This window comes from Rhizobium sp. CG5 (assembly GCF_023701945.1).
In the GTDB taxonomy this organism is placed as follows: Bacteria; Pseudomonadota; Alphaproteobacteria; order Rhizobiales; family Rhizobiaceae; genus Allorhizobium.
The window spans coordinates 39,147-59,876 of the sequence record NZ_JABAEF010000020.1 but is presented as its reverse complement, the minus strand read 5'-3'; the positions used below and the strand labels follow the sequence as shown (position 1 = coordinate 59,876).

Genomic DNA, 20,730 nt, shown 5'->3' with positions numbered 1-20,730 from the left:
ATCCTCAGAACTTGCGCCACGGCGACGACGTCGCGCGATAAGACGTCTTGTAGGGAATGTGGCGCAGATAAACCCGGCGCATCAGTGGATCGGATTTGGCCATCATGCGGAGTGCCGCGACAGCGACCAGCCAGATCGCGATGCCGAACAGTGCCGCGTACCAGGTCAGGACAACGAAGATCAGGATGATGGCGGCCAGCGCCGTCAGCAGCACCAGCTCGCGGTCGGCGCCCATGAGCAGGTTCGGGCGCGATAGCGCCCTGTGCACACGCGAGCGTGCCAGAGAAGATCCGGCCTCAGACATGAGCCCCCTCCCCCGCTGTGGCCGGCGTCGCCTTCGGTTCGGGAGTTCCTTGCTCGGCCTGTGCGTGGCCCTCGCCGATCGAGGCGCCGGTCGCGCCGAAGAGAGCGACGATCTGTGTGGCTCCGAGGAGCACACCGCCCACCAGCGCGACATAGCAAAGCCGTCTCGCGAAATCATTGAGTTCGCCTCCGAAGATCAGCATGGCGCCGGCAATGGCGACAGCGGCCAGCGCGATAAACCCGGCGACAGGTCCGGTGATCGATTGCTGGATCTGTTGCAGTGGCGATTCCCAGGGAAGACCGCCTCCGCCCGAGGAAGCGAATGCGGAATCACTAAAGCCGATAGAAATGGCGACAAGCGTCGCGCCGGTGAGAAGAATAGAGATTTTACGCGACATGGCTGTCCTCATCGATCTGGGCATAATGTTCGGTCTGGTAGCGGCCGTTGCGGTATCCTTCGATGTGGATCACCTCACGGACCCGCCTCCCCTTTCCCGTTCGCTCAATAGAGACGATGAGATCGACGGCCTCGCCGATCACCTCCTGCATCGGCTGCTGGCTGGCTTCTGCCGTCAGTTGCTCGAGCCGGCGCAAAGCTGACATCGCCGTGTTGGAATGAATCGTGGTGACGCCGCCGGGATGGCCGGTGTTCCAGGCCTTGAGCAGCGTTAGGGCGGCTCCGTCGCGGACCTCGCCAACGATGATGCGGTCGGGGCGCAGACGCATCGTGCTCTTGAGCAGGCGCGCCATGTCGATGGCATCGCTGGTGTGCAGCGACACTGCGTTCTCGGCCGCGCATTGAATTTCGGCCGTGTCTTCGAGAATGACCATCCTATCGTCCGGGGCCGCAGTGACGACCTCGGCGATGATGGCATTGGCGAGCGTCGTTTTGCCCGACCCCGTGCCACCGGAGATGACGATGTTCATCCGCGCATCGATCGCGCTTCGAATGGCGGACGCCTGTGCTTCCGTCATCACCTTCGACTTCACATAGTCTGTCAGTGGAATGAGACGCGAGGCACGACGGCGAATGGTGAATGCCGGTCCGGAGACCACCGGCGGCAACAGCCCCTCGAAGCGGTGTCCACCAATCGGAAGTTCACCAGAGATGATCGGCCGCTCGTCGTCGGCCTCCGACTGCAGGGCATGAGCAACACTGCCGATGACGACCTCAGCTGCGGCGGTGCTCATTGCGCCGGCCGGTGCCACGCCGTGCCCCAGCCGTTCTATGAAGAGGCGTCCGTCTGGATTGAGCATGATTTCGACGACGGTTGCGTCATCGAGGGCGGTGCACAGTTGGTCGCCAAGCGCGTCCTGTAGTTTGCGGACGAGGCGGGGATGAGAGCGGAGCTGGGTCACGCAGCGCTCCTGAGCAATGACCCATCGATCTGCGGGGTCGAATGGTAACCCTTTGGGCAAACCTGCTTAAAGCTGCCACTGTCTGCCGGCAGGCATCCGGCGATAGCGATGGTGTTGCCGATCGTGGCCGGTTCGCCGAGACGCCGCATCGGCCACCCTGCTCGCTTCAGGATGCGCTCGAAGCGGAGATCGGTGGCCGTGACGATCTCGCTGTAACCGCTCGCCATCGACCATTCGATGATACCGGCGAACAAGGTGAGCGTCGCAAGATGCAGTTGGCTTGCGTCCCTCTGCGAGGCGAGTGAGGTATCGACGCAGAAGCGTGAACTCTCGACCATGCCTGAATGATGGCGAAGCGAACCTGCATCGAGAAGCTGGGGGAAGGTCTGCTCCAGCATTGTGGGACCAGAAGCTGGAAGGAGACGAACGCAACCCGCGACGAGTCCACCGTCGGCAAGTGCCAGAAGATAAGTCGGCCTGCAATCATCGTACTGGTCGCGCTCTTCTCCCGCGGCGATGGATACGTCCCAGGCGAGACGTCCGCCGAATACCGCCGCGCGAAGACGGTGCATCTGTCTCAGGTCGTTGCGATGGCGCTCGTATTGGTCGGGTGCGACGGTCAATATTCGCATGATGATCTCCGCTTGAACAAGGTCATGCGGACAGAAATCATCTCATTCAGCGTGTGCCTATGTGCAGATCTGCACCTCAGGTGATTCTAGCGAGTCGCTGGTCCGGCTCTTGGAAAGTGAGCGTGTGGTGAGATAGGCGGAGGAGATTCATGTGCAAATCTGCATTTTGCGACGACTAGCCGAAAGAGAGAAAATCTGACTAACTCACAGTAATTGATCGCAGATTCGCCTTGGGCAATAGAATCTGGAAACATCCGTTAACTCCTTGTTAACCTTAAATCCCTTGCCCAGAGATGGGAATCGGGCGATTGTCACGATAATTGGATCAGTTCCTTAAAATTATCGTGACTAAAGGCGAATAGCTGAATGAACGTGAAAATGGCCGCTTCGGAGAAAGTGTCGAGTTTCGCAGATATTATCCTCGCGCAGGGCGGAGATATATCCTCGAAACTCGACATGCTGCGGCGCGAAAAATTTCCCCCAAACGCACAGAAGTCGCTTCGCCAATTCTCATTAGCGGAAGTCGCGGACTTTGTCGGCGTCTCGCAGAGCTATCTTAAGAAGCTGCACCTCCAAGGAAAGGGCGTAGAGCCAAGTACGACCTCGACCGGCCGACGCTATTATACCGCAGATCAGGTAAACGAACTTCGTCAACTTCTTGATCGGGTTCCACACCGGCAGGCTAACGAGAAACTGCAGGTTATTGCAGTCGTCAATTTCAAAGGCGGTTCGGGTAAGACCACGACCTCGGCTCACCTAGCGCAATTCCTGGCGCTGAAGGGCTACCGGGTTCTAGCTGTAGATCTCGATCCTCAGGCATCGTTGACTGCGCTTTATGGCATTCAGCCAGAGCTAGACGAAAAGAAATCCTTCTACGAAGCGTTGCGCTACGACGACGGACGCAAGTCGATCAAGGACGTCATCCAGCCTACCAATTTTCCAAACCTCGATGTAGTGCCAGCCAATCTTGAACTGCAAGAGTATGAGTACGACACACCAATTGCTATGCAGCGAAAAGATTCGACTGCTGGCAAGATGTTCTACACCCGTATCGGCGACGCGTTGGCGGAAGTCGATGATCGCTACGATGTTGTTGTTGTCGACTGCCCTCCCCAGCTTGGTTATCTGACGCTCACAGCGCTGACGGCAGCGACATCGGTCCTCATCACGGTGCACCCCCAGATGCTCGACATCATGTCGATGTCCCAGTTCCTGCTCATGCTGGGCGAGATCCTAAAAAGTGTCGAAGGCGTCGGCGTTGACGTATCTCTTGACTGGTTCCGCTATCTGGTCACGCGGTACGAGCCAACCGATATACCGCAGCAACAAATGGTCGGTTTCATGCAGTCGATGTTCGCTGAGCACATGATGAAAAATCATATGGTCAAGTCCACTGCCGTGTCCGACGCAGGTCTGACCAAGCAGAGCCTGTATGAGGTCGAGCGCGCTCAGTTCACGGCCGCGACATATGACCGAGCGCGTGAGTCGATGGACGCCGTCAACAATGAAGTCATCGAGCAACTTCAGAAGGCTTGGGGGCGTCGCAATGCATAACCCGTTGTCAGCCGTACAAACTGCGACTTTCCGCAGAGAAATCAGGAAGATGACCAAACCCGGAGTGTGGGTCTATGGCTCGTAAGGACATTTTCGCGAACATAACATCTCCTGGCAACGCGGGTATAGAGCGCAAGGCAACGCCTGGATACGCCACCCATGGTGCTTCGAGGTCGATGATCAGCTCCTTGAGCGAGCTTCGAGACAAGGTTGAACAGGCTGCGCAACAGGTTCCAGGCGATACTATCATCGAGCTCGATCCCGAGGTGTTGGATTCCTCTTTCGTCTCAGACCGGATGGGCATCGATGATGTCGCTTACGCCGAGCTCGTCGAAGCGATACGAGAGCGGGGGCAAGACACGCCGATACAGGTCCGCCCTCACCCGACGGCAGAAGGTCGCTACCAGATCGTCTTCGGGCATCGTCGCGCGCGCGCGGCCAAGGATCTCGGACGCCCTGTCCGCGCTGTCGTAAAAGCAATCTCAGACGCAGACCACGTCATCGCCCAGGGTCAGGAAAATTCGGCAAGAGAGAACCTGTCTTTCATAGAACGTGCAATGTTCGCGCAGCGATTGGTTGAATTGGCCTACGAACGGGCGACGATCCAGGCCGCCCTCTCCATTGATGCGCCGATGTTGACCCGGATGCTGTCGGTATCAGGTCGCGTACCAGCTGAAATCGCGAATGCGATTGGCGCGGCGAAGTCCATCGGCCGTGATCGGTGGACTGAGTTGGCGCAGCAGATAGAAAGACCGACAACGCTTGAACTGGCGCGGATCCTAGTCGCCGATCAAGCATTCCTTTCTCTCGAATCAGACGCTCGTTTCGAGTTTCTAGCTAGAGGCATCAAGAAGGCAACGAAGCCTTCGAAGCGGCCAAGCAATGCGAGCGAATGGCGCGCAGATGATTCAAGTGTACGGGCAGAGTTCAAGGGAAGCGGGAAAAGCTACTCTATCGCACTGAAGGCGAACGACGCAGCAAGGTTTGGTCGGTTCATTGCCGAAAACCTAGGTCGTTTTCATCAGGAGTTTCTGAAATCAACTGAAACAGAAGGAAAATAGCGGCAAAAGAAAAAGGCCCCCAAACGTCGCCGTCGTGGAAGCCTTCCTCATGTCTAAGCAGCCTGAGAATCGCATTTCCATGAATCACAGTCAAGAGTCTTTGGCGCCAGTTTGGTGAGCAGATTTTCTTTGCCTTTAGAAAGGTGAGAAAAAATGCAAATAGGAAATGTGACGACGCCATTCGGGCGGCGGCCGATGACGCTTGCCTTGGTGAAGGCTCAGCTTTCGACGGCAAACATCAAGGCGGGTAAGTCTGTCGACAAGTGGAAAGTTTATCGCAGCGCATGCGAGGCAAGAATCATACTCGGTCTGCGTGACCGTGCTCTTGCTGTCTTGAATGCCTTGCTCACATTCTACCCAGAACAGGAGCTGAGCGAAGAGAGCAATCTCGTCGTCTTTCCATCGAACGCGCAGCTGGCGATCCGAGCGAACGGGATCGCAGGAACGACGCTACGCGAAAACCTTGCTATTCTTGTCGAGGCTGGGCTGATCCAGCGGAATGACAGTCCGAACGGCAAACGTTACGCTCGGAAAGGGAACGACGGTGCGATCGAAACCGCCTACGGTTTCAGCCTCGCGCCGCTCCTTGCCCGCGCAGAAGAACTCGCAATCATGGCTCACCAGGTCGCCGAGGAGAGCAGACGGCTGCGCGTCATGAAAGAGCGCATCACGATTGCCCGCCGAGATATTCGTAAGCTCATTAGCGCTGCGGTGGAGGAAGGCGCGGCAGGAAACTGGCAAGCTGTCGAAGACGCTCTCGTGTCCGCGATTGCTCGTCTCAAGACGGCAAAAACAGCAGCTTCCCTCGAAGCCTGCCTCGACGAACTGACGTTGTTAAGCGAGGAAGCTATCAACATGTTGGAAATCCAGCTTGTTTCTACAGAATCCGACACCAATGATAGCGGAAACCGTCATCACATACAGAATTCAAATACCGAATCCTTAAATGAACTTGAACCTAGCTCTCGAAATGATCAGGGCGAGAGAACAGCGCCAAAACGGAGATCGGCTGCCGAACCGATGAAGGCTTTCCCGTTGGGTATGGTGCTGCGGGCTTGCCCGCAGATATCGGATTACGCAACAGGTGGTGCAATCTCGCATTGGCGGGAGCTGATGACCGCCGCAGTGGTGGTGCGAACCACACTCGGGGTCAGCCCGTCGGCCTACCAGGAGGCCTGTGAAGCGATGGGACCCGAGAATGCGGCGGTTGCGATGGCTTGCGTTCTGGAGCGGGCAGGGCACATCAGTTCACCCGGCGGATATCTTCGCGACCTGACGAGGCGCACGGAACGAGGTGAGTTCTCGCTTGGCCCGATGCTGATGGCGTTGCTTCGAACGCAAGAGCCAGAGGGGCGTAAGTCGGCATGAGGCATTCGCAGTAAGATCGACGTCAAAGGAGTTATGCGAGAGGTTTTACCCTGACATCCAGTTGTCAGCCGTACAGACAGCGTTTTTCACCAATAAATACAGGAGGATGACCTCGCGGAGGTAGAGCATGAGGCGAGGAGCGAGGTGCTGGATAGGGCTTTCGAAGAATCAAATTTGGAAGAGATTTTACAGGAAGATGTGAGCGGGCAAGGGTCTCTAGATCTGTTCGGATATATGTGATTTTCATAACGGAACAGGCTGAACGCGATATCGGTAAATATAGACCACGTCAGGCCACAAAGATCTGCAAGCACTGTGAGAAATAATGTCTGACACTGTAAACCATCACTTCATTCCGCAGTTCTACCTCAGAGGTTTTTGCGACACTGCCGATAAACGGAAGGCGCAGGTGTTCGTGTTCGACCAGTCGACAAAGAAGTCATTCCGCACGCTGGTCCGAAACATCGGGGCTCGCCGAAATTTCTTCCGCATCGAAGCAGAGGGGCTTGATCCGAACCACGTGGAAGACGGAATGGCAGAGATCGAGGGCGAGATCGCCCCGCGCCTGGCTGAAGCGATCGAAACAAAAAGCTTCCCATCCGACGATCACTTCTCGATGGTCATGCTCCTGATGGGAAATGTGGCCGTGAGAAATCCTCGTTTCCGGTCGATGATCGAAGATCTCCACCTGAAGATTGCCGGGGGAATGATGAGCGCTGCGCTCCAGGACAAGGACAGATACCAGGAATCGATTCGGCAGGCTCGAGAGGGCGGCGCCCCAATCCGGGACGACGTCGGCTACGACGAAATGAAGACGCTCATCGAACGCGGGGAATACAAGATCGCAATTGATCAGACTTACCTTGTCGGTTTGGAGCTCGACGCGGTTCCGACGGTCGTCGAGCAGCTGGCTCGAAGAAGCTGGGCGTTTGCCTCGGCTCCCGCGGGCTCGACTTTTACTACCTGCGATGATCCCGTCGTCCTATCATGGGCCGATGGAAAGGATCGCGGACCATATTCACCTGGATTCGGCGTGGCTGGCACGATCGTCATGTTCCCCATCTCTCCGGAGATGGCATTGATCGGGCTGTTCGTAAAGCAGCCGCCGAACCGTGCTTTCAGACGCGATCAGGTTGCCGACATGAATACAAGCATGGCGAAGAACGCCACAAAGCAGCTCTACGCCAGAGACGGAGAGTTTGAGCTTCATACCCGGAGTGAGCCCTACACACGCGGTAAGGATCTTCCTGCCGCTTTGGGGCAACAGAGGGCTAAGACAAGGGTCACGTAAGATGGAAATCAAGCGAGAGCTGAAATTTGGAGACGACATCGTCGGCGCCCTCGATAACTAGGGAGAGGAAGCGTTAGTTCCGGTCTCAATCATCGCCGGCAAACACCTCGAGGTTAGTCATTTGAACAGGAAGAAGTTCAAAGATAACGACATTCGGCTCACCGAGGCACACGCATTTGCCTGGAGCGCATTGGGAAACCTCATATCGAGAAGCGCTGGTGCGAAGATCAAGGAAAATCCGAACAACAGTCAGAAGCTCAATCTGATCTCTCACTTTCTGCAGAGCATCAATCTCTGCGAGGTGGCTGTAGTTGAAGGCCTCTACGTCCAGGCTGCTACCCTGCTGCGCCAGGAACATGAAATCATTTCTGCCGTCCAGGAGTTAGGAGTAGGCAGCCGGAAAGATGGTAAGACGCCTCATGCCACGATCGGTGTTCTCAAAAACATGGGCAAGGCGTATGGTGAGCTGAGCGGCGCGGCTCACGTTTCGCAGTCAGCCCTTCTGCACACCATCATCGAGATGGAGGTAGGCGAGCTAAAAGGACCATCTGCTTTTCCTATCTATCATCGCGAACTGGCTAGGAATCTCTATGCTCTGCACGTCTGTTACATCGTTCTAATGGCAAGGCTTGCCGGGGAGGTTAACGACGAGATTGGTCTCGGAGGACTTTCGGCAGACGAAGAAAAGATGGTGGTGCTGGCGATGGCTACGCTATACGAAGAAGGCCTCATTGAGATCGAAGAGGCACCCTTGAATAAACCTATTGCGGAGCCAGCCATGCCGGCTAACTAGGCTACGTCGGATCGATCTGTTCCTCTGCCACCGGTGTAATTTCCGCAAAACTTTCTGCATCTGCCATTCGCCACTGGGGCGCCGGTTTCCGTTTAGTAGCCCGCAGCGTTGTAAGCAGCCTCGAGTGTCCTCCGTCCTACTTCGCAAAATTCCTCGCGAGACGCATCGACTAGTCCCATTCTGTGAGCGACTTGAAGCTTTGTTTCAAATTCTGGATCATCCGGCCACCATTGCCGAAGCCGCCAAGCCTGGGCAATGCCATAAAACGTCTTCATCTCAGGTGAGAGATTTCCGAAAAGTGTCTTATAGCTGTGGATCGCGGTGTAGAGCCCCATCACCACGTAGTCGACCGAGAAGTCGTTCTCGACACTGAAGTCCGCCGATGAGTGCTTCAGGAAATTGTAGGGGTGCTGCAGGCTGGCAAATAACTCTTCCTGTAGATCGCCCTTCACCCCAGCTTCCTTCATGAAAGCTCGCACGTCATTGAGGCCGACACCGGCCTGTCCTTTCGATAAAGCGCCCATGATCTCGTTCGCGGCGCTGGCGAGCAGGTGCGCTGAGATTGGGTCCTCGTCGAGCAGAAAAAGCCGGACCGCCGAATTGATTTCGGTTTCGCGGACCTCCTGGCGGTTGAGCCGAAGATATTCGAGGCCTGGGTTGTCCTGTGCGACTGGTAAAGCAGCCCGCTCGTCCAAGGACAATTTGCTCTTTCGGCGCGTCATATATCGATTTACTCCAGATGGTGTGATTTTGTGAGTGGCAGCATTGCATCATCTGATTTCTTAAGCAATTTAGGTGGCTAAATGGCTATCAAAGCAGGCACGTTTTCGGAGATCGAGCAGGAGGCCATCGTCCTCAGTGCCGTGATCACTATGGTTGATGACCTCGTCAATCACGCGATCTTCTGCCCTCTCGGCGAAAAGCGCACTGACACGAACCTTCTTCCACAGACTGCCGGAACCCTGCGGCAGTTTGGAACCTTCCTGCGCGACTTCCTGTCGCCTGTGACGGGCAAGGGCGGATCGCCCCTTCCGTTCGGCCTGCCCAAGCCGCCGAGCGGTGATAGCAAGGTCGACCACACAACGCTCTATTATCTGAGGCGGATCTGTGAGAAGCCGCTGATCGGAACGAAAATCGATCACCTCAGCCGGATCGTTCAGGAGTTCAGCGACTGGCTCGAGGCCTATGCTCTCGTAGAAGAGGTCTGGTTCGGCAGTATCGATGTGAAGGTGGATCTTCGGATCAAACGGATCGACTTCATCCGTATGAGCGGTGACATCGGAAAGCACAACTTTCTCCGTTTGGGTGGGCAAGCAAATTCCCTTCGCAGGATATTGGCCGATAACCAGGTCGAGATTGATGAGAGCGACGCTTACCTGGCTTTGCCTGACTGTTGGGATTGGTTTCACACCCACTTGCTCGCCTACCACGCAAGCACGATCGCGGAGTTTTTGAACAACATCCGTTATGCGATCCGTCTCTACATCACGCCAGTGGCGGCGGAGCGATACAGAGTGACAGGAAATGTCGACGGATTGGAGATGTTCACATTCGAGCGGCCGGACGAGATCGTCAACAAGTTTGCCTGGAACCAGTTCTTTGAGCTGATGCAGGGATCGCTCAGGCAGCCAAACTTCCCGCCGTTCAGCGTGGCTCAGACAATGAAGATGCGGTTCTGATCGAGGAAAAATTTCAGTGTGGCAAATATCTTCGATCCGTCAGCCGTGATGCAGCAAGCTGCACATCAGGAGACGGTCCTCGCGCAAACTCGGTCAAAGTATGCGAGCAGCACGTCCGCTTCGTCTTGTGGCACTGTTATAATAGCTGGATGCCTGCTGGACCGAGCGATGCCGTGACTGCTCCATCGCCTCGGGGAGGGGGATGCCGCGATTGGCGGCCTCGGTCAAATATCCCGATCGCAGCCCATGCGCCGAAAACTCCCCAGGCTCCAACCCGGCCATTGCCGCCCGCTGCTTGAGGATCGCATTGACCGACTGCGGATCGATCGCCCGCCGCGACACCGTCCCCCAGCGCCCGATCGCTCGGAACACGCTACCGCTTTCGATCTTGGCGGCTGTGATCCAGGCGTTCAGCGCCTCCACCGGCCGACCGGTCAGATAGACAACATCATCCTGCTCACCATTGCTGGTCTTGGTGCGGCCAAGATGGATGGCGAGAGAGGGGAGGGGGGCGCCGTTTTCGACCGGGATCGGCGGCTCGACAGTCAGCTGTTCGCGGCGCAGCCCGGCGATCTCGCTGCGCCGGCGGCCACCGGAGGCAAAGGCGACCATCAGGATCGCGCGGTCACGGAGATCGCGCAGGCTGTCGGCCGCGCACGTCGCCAGCAGTTTTGCTAGGACGTCACCGGTGACCGCCTTGGCGCTCTTACGAAGACGTTGTCTTGGCGCGGCCCGGATCGCCAGCCGAATGGCCGATCTGAGGGCAGGGGATGCGAAGGCGCCATCCAGGCCGCGCCATTTGGTGAGCGTCGACCAATTAGCCAGCCGCCGGCGCACCGTCGCCGGCGCATGCGGTCCAACGGATTTCAGGAAGCCCTGGCTTCGTAGGTTTTCGTCGACAGTAGCCGGCATGCCGTGATCCGGATCGGTCTCGCGGTGCTGCGGGTCCCAGAGGTGATGGGCGACGAATTTTAAGAGAAGTGCCTCGGGAGCCGGCCAGGGCAGCGACTTTCCAGTCGCCGCCAGCCCCCAGGCTTCGAGATAGGCGAGATCCGAGGTCAGTGCGCGAAGTGTGTTGTCGCCCATGCCCTGGTTGACGAGATGGCGCAGCGTCTCGACATCATGGTCGGTGAGCAGTTCGGCCAGTTCGTCGCGGCGCTCCATTGGCAGCACGGCGGCAATGGTGTCGAGTTCTTCGGCGCGTCGCTCCACGGCGGTCAGTGATGTCTTGGGTTTGGCCACGGACGCTCCAAAATGGCGGGGTTCGCCGGCCGGGAGGACCGTGATTTGCTGCGATTCTTTCTGATTTGCGACTCCAGATCAACTACCATCGATAAACGCTCGTTATCGATGGTTAGGCGCACAACCGCCAATCATACTATGTGAGGAACCCTACTATTAAGATAGAGTTCCTTTAGCAAATCATTTACCATGATTTCAATGGCTTATGATCTCGCGAAAATCAGCATCACAGCCCTGATGGAGCCGGCTTTTCGCGCCGGTATCGAATTGGCGCGTCTCGACGAACGTATCGCCCGTTCGCCCGTCGGCGCGGGCTTCCTCGAACGCACCCAATTCACCGATGCATGCGCCTCTCTTTGGATCGACGGCGAACTCGTCCATCTCGAAGACCTTGTCCTCCATGATGCCACGCGGGATATTCGCACACCGACCCATGAGCTAACAATCGCCCGCGACGTTCTGCGCAGCCGCCGGCGCATTGCTGCCTATCTCCCCGCCTGGGCGTTATCGGCAGAGGGTATCCGAACTTTGCGACAGACGTCGGACATCAATCCGGTCGGCGCGGAGGTGGAGGAGCCGGCCGGCGTCGTTCGGCCAGCGGTCGCCATCGATCCGGAAGGGGAGGGGGACGATGGTGATGACGCGGAGAATTTACCCGGCGTCGACTATGCCGCCATTGATGCTGTCCTGGCCCGTTCCGAAGCTGCGATCGAGAACGCAACGCGGCTCGGCCGTGGCGGCGGCCAAGAGAAAGATCCGATGATCTACGATGTCGACTGGGATGAGGACGCGCGGCTTGAGGAATGGCGCGCTGTGTTGCGGCGGGCCGAAAACTTGCCGGCGGTGCTGCAGGCGATCGTGGCCCTTGATGCCTGGAACGAGCTCGCCGTCCTGCAGCATGCGCCTTGGCTCGGCCGGGTATTTGCCGCCTCCATCCTGCGCCAGGCCGGCGTCACTTCCGGCGCCCATCTCGCGGCGATCAATCTCGGACTGAAAACCATTCCCGTTGATCGGCGCCGGCATCGTGATCGGGAAACGCGGCTATTGGCGATCGCCCACGGGCTGATCGCGGCCGCCGAGATCGGGCTGAAGGAGCATGACCGGTTAGCGCTGGCGCGCACCATGATGGCGCGGAAGTTGGAGGGGCGGCGGACTTCTTCAAAGCTGCCGGAACTGGTCGAGCTGATCATGGCGCGGCCGCTGGTGTCGGCCGCGATGGTGGCGAAAGCGCTCGAGGTGACGCCGCAGGCAGCGCGGCGGATTGTTTTGGAACTGGGCCTCAGGGAGATGACGGGCAGGGGGAGGTTTCGCGCGTGGGGACTATTATAAATCGACGTTGAAGCAACCGATTGCCGGTTTGCGCTAATGGCTTGTGGTTGAAACGGCGCCTCTAGCGGCGAAAAAGTTCATAGCGCACATTTCAATCGTCACTTCTTGGAGATAATGCAATTAATTCGTGCAACAAGAAGAAAAGCTTAGTGGCGTATGGGGATGAGAGGCAAATAATGAAGGCATTTGAATTCGACCATCGCCTTATCGATTCCTACGCCCGCTTCTCGCGGTCGTTCAGCACTATTCGATCTGCGGACCTGAAATCGGAACTTGATCGCCAATACGATGCCGGACGCTTCTGGCCGGATGCTCTGCTGTCGCTCAATCCTAGATACCTTCAGGGGCGCACCGTCGACGATCTGGTCGCGTCGGGAGATCTCGACGACGCAACCGGGAAAATATTCCGTTTCGGGCAAACGCCGCTACGGTTACATCGCCACCAAGCGCAGTCCATCGCAAAGGCACAAGCCGGTAAGAGCTATGTGGTTACAACCGGAACCGGCTCGGGCAAATCGCTCTGCTTCTTCGTGCCCGTGGTCGATGCGATCGTCCGCGCGCGAAAAGCTGGCAAGCCACGTAGGACGAGCGCGATCATTATTTATCCGATGAACGCACTGGCCAATAGCCAGCTTAAGGAGATCGAGAAGTTTATCGCCCAGTCAGGTCTTCCAAGCGAACTGAAGCCGGTCGTGCGGCGCTACACCGGCCAGGAAAGTCAGGAACAGCGGCAACAGATTGCAGACAATCCGCCGGACATTCTGCTGACTAACTTTATGATGGCGGAGCTTCTCCTTACGCGGCAGGACGCGCTCGACACCAAGGTAATCGAGAACGCAAACGGGCTGAATTTCATCGTTCTCGACGAGTTGCACACGTATCGCGGCCGCCAAGGCGCCGACGTCGCTATTCTCGTCCGCCGGCTTCGCAACCGCTGCGCACCAGATAACACACCGATCTGTATTGGAACATCGGCCACCATGTCGAGCGAAGGTTCCGATATTAACCGCGCACAAGCCGTGGCGGATGTAGCATCGCGCCTTTTTGGAACCCCCATTGGGCCGGAATCCGTGATTGATGAGTCCCTTCAACGCGCGACGGATGATCTGTTGAAACTCGACCATGTGCGGCCGAAGCTCGCACATGCCCTGACATCTATGCTTCCCGATGTGCTGACAGATAAGGTTCTTCAAAGTCACCCGCTGGCAGTGTGGACCGAACTCGCGATCGGCCTGGAAGACGCGCACGAACTCAAGCGCAAAAAGCCCATCCCGTTCGAAGAGGCCGTTTCACTCTTATCAAGAGATAGTGGTTTAAATTTCGAGGTTTGTCGGAGCGGCCTTGAAACATTTCTGACGCGCATCAGCTTGCCGGAAACGGAGCGGGGTGGCTCATCCACCGGCGCATTCCTCGCGTTCAAGCTGCATCAGTTTTTCGCCGGCGCGGGAGAGATTTTCACCACACTGAACGAGCAACCCAGGAATGTTTTATTTGAAGGTCAGCTCGAAGACCCCAGTGCTCCGGGCCACCGCCTCTATCCCACTCGGTTCTGCCGCGACTGCGGCCATGAGTTCCACGTTGTCGCGAAGACAGAGGGCGTCGACGGCATCCGCTTCCTACCCAGGAATATCGATGATACGCCTCTCGACGAGCAGGAAGGGGATATCGCGGGCTACCTGACACCAACAGGCGATGGCGATCGCGACTATGCCTTCACGGGTGAGGTCGAAACTTATCCCGAGGAATGGCGTGAGGAGCGCAACGGCATCGAACGGCTTCGGGCCAACCGAAAGCGGCGAGCGCCGCAGACGGTCACGGTGGCGTCGGATGGGCGTTACAATTCATCGGGTAAGAGCTTCTGGTTCATACCGGGAAAGTTCGGCTTCTGCCCTTGCTGTCTTGACCAGCCGCATCCCAGCATGCGCGAGCGCAGCAAGCTTGCTGGCCTGTCGGGAGAAGGCCGAAGCTCAGCCACTACACTACTCGTCTCGACAGCGCTGGAATGGATGAACGGGCGTGACAGTGGCGTTCCCAAGGAAAAGCGCAAACTCCTGGGCTTTACGGACAATCGGCAGGACGCAGCGCTCCAGGCGGGCCACTTCAATGACTTCCTGTTCGTCAGCCTCCTGCGCGGCGCGATCCTGCGAGCCGTTTTGGATGCCGGCGAGGATGGCATGACTGAGGACGAATTCGGTCTGCGGGTGGTCAAGGCGCTTGGATTCACCGCCAGCAATAAAGACGCGCGGATTCACTGGATGTTAGATTCCGGGGCCGGCGCTGTTGTCCGCGAGGACGCGCAACGCTCACTCGCCAAGGTCCTGGCCCATCGGTTCTGGACAGACCTGCGACGGGGTTGGCGCTACACCAATCCCAGCCTTTCGGTCCTCAAACTCATCGACGTTGCTTTTATTGGACTTGATGAGATCGCGGAAGACACAGAGCGCCTTGCGGCTATCCTGCCTGATCTAGGGACGCTCGACGTGCCGGCACGCAAAACGATGCTGAAGGTGCTTCTCGGTGCCATGCTTGAAGGCCTGGCCGTCGGAACCGAAGCGCTCGATTTGACCGTGCTCGACACCGTCGCTCAAAAATCCCGAAATCTCCTGCGAACCCCTTGGGCCGTCGACGCAAAGGAGACGCCGAGAAGCCGCACGACCCTGTTTCTGCAGGCTCCAGGCAAGGATCGCGTGGGACTACGGGAAGAACAGACCATTATCCGCGCCGGACACAATTCCCGCATCGGTCGCCTCATCAATCGCAGGAGCGCGATAGGGACTAAGCTTGGAAAAGCGGACTACCTGACGGTGATGACTGGCCTTATGGAGCTTTTGGCTCGTGAAGGGCTGGTGTCACGCGTCGATATAGAGGCGGACCTGCAGGGTTGGCGTCTGTCCCCGTCAGCGGTTCGTGTGATTCCGGGCGAAGCGGTTCGGAAAGGGAAAGCGCAGGGGAACCACTACTTCCATGATCTTTACAATGTGATAGCCACCGACCTGAAAGCGGGCCACAGCAGTTACTGGGGCCTCGAAGGGCGGGAACATACGGCGCAAGTGTCCCAGAGACAGCGTGAGTGGCGGGAGTGGCGCTTCCGCTTCGAAGAGGATGACCAGGAGAACCTCGCGGAGTATGCTGCTGACCTTAGGGCGGCAGGAGAGTCAGAGCAGTTTTTGCCCGCCATGTTCTGCTCGCCCACAATGGAACTAGGCGTCGATATCTCGGCGCTGAATGCTGTATATCTGCGAAATGTTCCACCAACGCCTGCAAACTATGCCCAGCGCGCCGGCCGCGCCGGTCGTTCCGGGCAGGCCGCCGTCATCGTAACCTATTGCGCCGCTCAGTCGCCGCACGATCAGTATTTTTTCGAACGGCGCAATGAGATGGTGGCAGGCGTTGTTCGCCCACCGGCGCTCGACATTACCAACGAAGAGCTTGTGCGCTCACATCTGCACGCCGTCTGGCTTGCTGAAGCGAAGGTCGCCCTCTCGCCAGACATCCCTGAGATACTGGATCTGAAGCGGGCGGACTATCCGCTCAAGAAAGAGATCCACGATGTCATTAACCGGCCGATGTTGTTGAGTATAGCACGCCTCCCTATGAAGCGCGTTCTCGATCAGATTCTTGCTTCAACAGAGGGCCGAAAGCCGGTCTGGATGGGTGAGCCAGAAGACTTTGTTTCCGAGGTCGCCCAGCAAGCGCCTCAAGAGTTTCATCGCGCCTTCGATCGTTGGCGAGAACTCTACAACTCCGCTCGTACACAACTGACGGAGGCCAATGCTCGGTCTGAAATTACCGGCCTTTCAGGTGCCGACCGTCGACGCATCAAGGCTGCCCAGATGCAGGCGAGTGATCAGATCACCATTCTCGAACAGGGCAAGGCCTCGAACGGCTCGGACTTCTATTCCTACCGCTATCTCGCGACCGAGGGCTTCCTGCCAGGATACAATTTCCCACGCCTGCCGCTGTACGCCTTTATCCCCGGAGAGGGAAAAACTGGCTCGTTCCTCCAGCGCGCCCGCTTCCTCGCAATCTCTGAATTCGGGCCACGCAGCCTGATTTATCACGAAGGCCGCGCCTACAGGGTCATGAAGGCGAAGCTGCCGCCGGAAGTTCGTACGGGGGACGGATCGGAACTTGCCACGAGGGACATCTTCATCTGCTCGAACTGCGGCGCCTGCCATGATGGTGAGGTTGAGCGCTGTCACGCCTGCAATACCACCATGGCTGGCGAGGTCCCCGTGCAGAGGACGCTGAGGATCGATAACGTCGAAGCCGCACCCGTTGAACGGATCACAGCAAACGACGAAGAACGCGTTCGGCAGGGTTTTGATATTCAGACCGTCTTTTCTTGGCCGATGCGGGACGGCCGCATCCAGATAACCGAGGGCGACTTCCGCTGCGACGACGTCTCTGTCCTTACTCTGCAATATGCTAATAGCGCCGAGATCAGTCGGATCAACAAAGGATTGAAACGGCGAGCTAATCAGACCGTCTTTGGTTTCTACATCGACCCGCGCAGCGGCTACTGGACCAAATCGGAAGACGAAGATGGGGATGTCGAGATGCCGCCGGATGTTGTTAAGCCGGTTCGGATTGTCCCCATCGTCCGTGATCGGAAGAACGCACTTCTCATCCGTTTTAGTGAGCCCGCGGCTTATGCAGCCGAGACAATCGCAACGGTTCAGCATGCCCTAATGAGGGGCATTGAGGTAGTATTCCAACTGGAAGAAGGCGAGATCCTGGGTGAACCTTTGCCCGCCCGCGATAACCGTCGTGCCATTCTCACCTATGAGGCCACTGAGGGTGGCGCCGGGGTGCTTAGTCGGCTGGTCACGGAACCACAAGCCCTTGCCAAGATCGCCCGAGAAGCGCTGGCCCTCATGCATTTCGAGAAGGTCGATGATGCAATCGCAGCGGGCGATTCCAAGTTGCTTGTCAGTCGCGATGGGGAGGCCTGCGTCCGCGGGTGCTATCGCTGCCTTCTGTCCTATTTCAACCAGCCTGACCACGAACTTATCGACCGGACTAGCGATGAGGCCAAACAGATGCTGGTCGATTTGGCACGCGGGCAGATCGTGCTCGCCGACCACTCGAGCAGGCCAGTTGAAAGCGGAGGATGGGAGAGTGCATTTAAAGAGGCAGGGTTTCCGGCTCCCGATGCCTCTGCCGTCAGCTTTTCCGGCAAAGAGATGAGCTTCGCCTGGAGAAGTCACTTCGTCGCTGCTTGCATCGGTCCTCCGGACACGGCAACACGCGAGGCAGCAGAAGTCAAAGGCTGGACGCTTTTCGAGTTGCAAGGGACCGGCTCTGAGGGCGTCCCGGACGCTATGATCTCAATGCTAGGGGGGACTATCCGATGACATTGAATTTTGCCCCAGGAGATCTGGTCCGCGCCCGCGGGCGTGAGTGGGTAGCGCTGCCGTCGCCGCAAGATGGAATTCTGGCACTCCGCCCTCTCTCGGGGAGTGAGAACGATATGGTGGTACTAGACCCGGCGCTTGAAATTCTGCCGGTTGAACCCGCCCGTTTCGATCTGCCTGCCGATGCATCCGCAACCGTTCAGGCGAAGGCAGCCCTGCTCGCGGATGCGATGCGCCTGACATTGCGCCGTGGGGCGGGGCCGTTCCGGTCCGCAGCGCAGCTCGCCTTTGAACCGCGGACCTACCAGCTTGTCCCCTTGCTGATGGCCCTTCGCATGCAGGTGCCCCGTCTCCTGATCGCAGATGACGTTGGGATCGGGAAAACAATTGAGGCTGGTCTTATTCTGCGTGAACTAATGGACCGCGGCGAGGTCGATGCATTCTCCGTCCTGTGCCCTCCGCATCTCGTCGAGCAGTGGGTGGGCGAGCTGAATGTGCGCTTCGGAATAGAGGCTGTCGCCGTGACTTCGGGCAGTGCTGCCCGCCTTGAACGCGGCCTGCCTCTCGCGCAGACGCTGTTCCATGCTTACCCCTACACTGTCGTGAGCCTCGACTACATCAAGGCAGAAAAGCGTCGTGAGGGATTCGCCCGTGCATGCCCTGACTTTGTGATCGTCGATGAGGCCCATGCCTGCGTGGGCACTCACAAGGGTAAGCAGCAGCGGTTTGAGCTGCTGTCCGGGCTGGCTCGCGATCCGGAACGGCGGATCATACTTCTCACCGCAACGCCTCATTCGGGCGACGAAGAGGCGTTCGGACGCCTTCTAGCGCTCATCGAACCGTCCTTCGGTTCAATGAACTTCGATGATCCGCGGTATCGCGAGCGCCTTGCACGTCACTTCGTGCAACGCCAGCGCATTGATCTTTTGTCGAGGGACTGGGACGAAGACCGCGTCTTTCCGAAACACGAGACAACCGAGTTCCCCTACCGGCTGTCGCAAGCCCATCTCGATTTTCAGGAAGCGGCTCTGGACTACTGCTTCGGTGTCGTTGCTCGTGCAGGGCTTGGGCAACGCGACCGGCGTCTGGCTTTTTGGGGTACACTCGCCTTGATGCGCTGTGTGGGCTCCTCTCCCGCAGCAGCCTTGAGCGCGTTGCGGAATCGTATGTCCAATGAGAGGGACCGTCTTGAACCTCAGATCTACGACGAGGATTCAGATGACGAAGACGCGGTGGATATCGAACCCAGTACCGGCTTTGTGACTGATCCAGCGCTTCTGGCTCTGTTAAGGAAAGCTGAGGAGCTGGTGCGCAAAACCGACCCGAAGCTTATTGCACTCATCGATGCTCTGACGCCGCTGATCAAGCAAGGCGCGAATCCGGTCGTCTTCTGCCGCTACCTGGCTACGGCCGAACATGTCCGCGACGGCCTTCGCAAGGCATTTCCAAAGCTAGTCGTTGAAGCGGTGACTGGTGTTCTTACCCCGGACGAGCGCCGTGATCGTGTGGCTGATATGGCGTCTACCGATGATGCAAAGAACAATCAGCGCATCCTCGTTGCGACTGACTGCCTGTCGGAAGGCATCAACCTTCAGCAGCTTTTCGACACGGTCATTCACTACGATCTGTCGTGGAATCCCACCCGACACCAGCAGCGCGAGGGCCGGGTGGATCGCTTCGGCCAGCCGGCCGAACTCGTCCGGTCAATAATGATGTTCTCGCCTGACAGCGCCATCGACGGCGCCGTGCTTGAGGTCATCCTGAGGAAAGCTGAAGAGATCCGCAAGGCGACAGGTGTGACCGTACCGTTGCCAGACGAACGCGGCCCGGTCACCGATGCACTGATGGCATCAATGATGTTGCGCCGAGGTGGAAGCCGACAATTGGCCCTCGACCTGCGCCTTGATGATGGGACGAAGGCCATGGAAGCGCGTTGGCGGAATTCTTCAGAAAGCGAAAAAAAATCCCGCGCTCGATTTGCCCAGAACGCAATGAAGCCGGAGGAAGTGGCCCCCGAATGGGACAAAGTCCGAACCCTACTCGGATCGCCTGAAGATGCGAGAATGTTCATTGAAAGAGCGATGTCTCGCTTCGGGGTCCCGCTCGAACCCAGAAAGTCTGTCCTGATCGCCCATGTCCATGCGCTGGAAACAGGCCTCAGGGAACGCTTGGACCAACGCAACCTTAGCGGATCAGTTCGTCTCGCGGTAGTCGAGCCGGCGCCATCGGGAACGGCGCTGGTGACGAGGACGCATCCCTTGACGGCGACACTTGCGGAGGCGCTGGTGGAAGCCTCACTTGATCCAGAGGCGCTGTCAGGTCTGGGGATTGGCCGGGTTGGCGCCTGGCCGACGACAGCAGTCGAGCAGCTGACCCGGCTGGCTCTCCTTCGGATTCGTTACAAGCTGACGGTCCATGCTCGAAAGGAACGCCTGCTTCTCGCCGAGGAAGCCGCCATTGTCACGATGCAGGGCGGGAAGATCGTGGAGAGTGGCGACGCAGCCCGTGCGATCTTGAACATGCCCGCTGCTGCTGATCTCGCAACATCAGCCCGGGACAGATTCATTGCCAAGGCAAAGGAAGATCTACCCGGCCTTCTTGCCGGCCCCTTGGCTGAATTCGTCCAATCCCGTGCCGAAGAGCTCATGCAGGATCATGCTCGTTTGAGAGCGGCGGCCGGATTCTCGTCGCGCGTCACTGTTGAGGCCGTCTTGCCGCCCGACGTCATCGGCCTATTTGTTTTGATGCCGAGCGAGGCCTGA

At 57.9% G+C, this 20,730-nt stretch carries 15 protein-coding genes; 9 read left to right on the top strand and 6 right to left on the bottom strand.

Translation table 11 applies throughout. The features are described 5' to 3' along the window. Positions 1 to 4 precede the first annotated feature (4 nt). The 4 genes from HGO38_RS25290 to traI are packed head-to-tail and all read right to left on the bottom strand — an operon-like array spanning position 5 to position 2,294. The gene (locus tag HGO38_RS25290) at positions 5 to 304 is read right to left on the bottom strand and encodes a conjugal transfer protein TrbD (RefSeq protein ID WP_250958591.1); all 300 of its coding nucleotides are present in this window, start codon (positions 302 to 304) and stop codon (positions 5 to 7) included. Beyond that, positions 297 to 701: a conjugal transfer pilin TrbC gene (gene trbC, locus HGO38_RS25285; RefSeq protein ID WP_250958590.1), complete on the bottom strand. Its 405-nt coding sequence runs from the start codon at positions 699 to 701 to the stop codon at positions 297 to 299. Before trbC ends, HGO38_RS25290 begins: the two co-directional genes overlap by 8 nt. Then, a complete protein-coding gene (trbB, locus tag HGO38_RS25280; RefSeq protein ID WP_250958589.1) occupies positions 691 to 1,662 on the bottom strand; it encodes a P-type conjugative transfer ATPase TrbB in 972 nt (323 codons plus the stop codon). Before trbB ends, trbC begins: the two co-directional genes overlap by 11 nt. Further along, positions 1,659 to 2,294: an acyl-homoserine-lactone synthase gene (gene traI / locus HGO38_RS25275; RefSeq protein ID WP_250958588.1), complete on the bottom strand. Its 636-nt coding sequence runs from the start codon at positions 2,292 to 2,294 to the stop codon at positions 1,659 to 1,661. The genes trbB and traI overlap by 4 nt, the downstream gene beginning before the upstream one ends. Before the next feature lie 366 nt (positions 2,295 to 2,660). On the opposite strand from traI, the gene repA reads away from it, so the two are divergent. From repA to HGO38_RS25250, 5 genes are all read left to right on the top strand, one after another. Continuing rightward, a complete protein-coding gene (repA, locus tag HGO38_RS25270; RefSeq protein ID WP_156538534.1) occupies positions 2,661 to 3,848 on the top strand; it encodes a plasmid partitioning protein RepA in 1,188 nt (395 codons plus the stop codon). A gap of 74 nt (positions 3,849 to 3,922) precedes the next feature. Beyond that, positions 3,923 to 4,909: a plasmid partitioning protein RepB gene (gene repB, locus HGO38_RS25265; protein ID WP_250958587.1), complete on the top strand. Its 987-nt coding sequence runs from the start codon at positions 3,923 to 3,925 to the stop codon at positions 4,907 to 4,909. A 153-nt stretch (positions 4,910 to 5,062) separates the two neighbouring features. Then, positions 5,063 to 6,277 carry a plasmid replication protein RepC gene (gene repC, locus HGO38_RS25260; protein ID WP_250958586.1) on the top strand — a complete coding sequence of 405 codons (1,215 nt, stop codon included), beginning with the start codon at positions 5,063 to 5,065 and terminating at the stop codon, positions 6,275 to 6,277. A 325-nt stretch (positions 6,278 to 6,602) separates the two neighbouring features. Next, positions 6,603 to 7,568 carry a DUF4238 domain-containing protein gene (locus HGO38_RS25255; protein ID WP_250958585.1) on the top strand — a complete coding sequence of 322 codons (966 nt, stop codon included), beginning with the start codon at positions 6,603 to 6,605 and terminating at the stop codon, positions 7,566 to 7,568. Positions 7,569 to 7,689: 121 nt separating this feature from the next. Further along, a complete protein-coding gene (locus HGO38_RS25250) occupies positions 7,690 to 8,361 on the top strand; it encodes a hypothetical protein (RefSeq protein ID WP_250958584.1) in 672 nt (223 codons plus the stop codon). A 92-nt stretch (positions 8,362 to 8,453) separates the two neighbouring features. On the opposite strand, the gene HGO38_RS25245 is transcribed toward HGO38_RS25250, so the two are convergent. Next, the gene (locus tag HGO38_RS25245) at positions 8,454 to 9,083 is read right to left on the bottom strand and encodes a hypothetical protein (protein WP_250958583.1); all 630 of its coding nucleotides are present in this window, start codon (positions 9,081 to 9,083) and stop codon (positions 8,454 to 8,456) included. 81 nt (positions 9,084 to 9,164) lie between these two features. Here HGO38_RS25245 and HGO38_RS25240 point away from each other — a divergent pair, with 81 nt between their 5' ends. After that, positions 9,165 to 10,040 (top strand): hypothetical protein, encoded by an 876-nt coding sequence (locus HGO38_RS25240; RefSeq protein ID WP_250958582.1) that lies wholly within the window; start codon positions 9,165 to 9,167, stop codon positions 10,038 to 10,040. A gap of 93 nt (positions 10,041 to 10,133) precedes the next feature. Here HGO38_RS25240 and HGO38_RS25235 read toward each other — a convergent pair whose 3' ends face one another. After that, on the bottom strand, positions 10,134 to 11,282 hold the full coding sequence (locus HGO38_RS25235; protein ID WP_250958581.1) for a site-specific integrase: 1,149 nt from the start codon (positions 11,280 to 11,282) through the stop codon (positions 10,134 to 10,136). A 189-nt stretch (positions 11,283 to 11,471) separates the two neighbouring features. Between HGO38_RS25235 and HGO38_RS25230 the strand changes: the two genes are divergently transcribed. The 3 genes from HGO38_RS25230 to HGO38_RS25220 all read left to right on the top strand — a co-directional run bounded on the left by HGO38_RS25230 (position 11,472) and on the right by HGO38_RS25220 (position 20,730). After that, positions 11,472 to 12,611: an RHE_PE00001 family protein gene (locus HGO38_RS25230; RefSeq protein WP_250958580.1), complete on the top strand. Its 1,140-nt coding sequence runs from the start codon at positions 11,472 to 11,474 to the stop codon at positions 12,609 to 12,611. A 176-nt stretch (positions 12,612 to 12,787) separates the two neighbouring features. Continuing rightward, positions 12,788 to 17,968 carry a DEAD/DEAH box helicase family protein gene (locus HGO38_RS25225; protein WP_250958579.1) on the top strand — a complete coding sequence of 1,727 codons (5,181 nt, stop codon included), beginning with the start codon at positions 12,788 to 12,790 and terminating at the stop codon, positions 17,966 to 17,968. Further along, a complete protein-coding gene (locus HGO38_RS25220; protein WP_250958578.1) occupies positions 17,965 to 20,730 on the top strand; it encodes a DUF8741 domain-containing protein in 2,766 nt (921 codons plus the stop codon). The genes HGO38_RS25225 and HGO38_RS25220 overlap by 4 nt, the downstream gene beginning before the upstream one ends.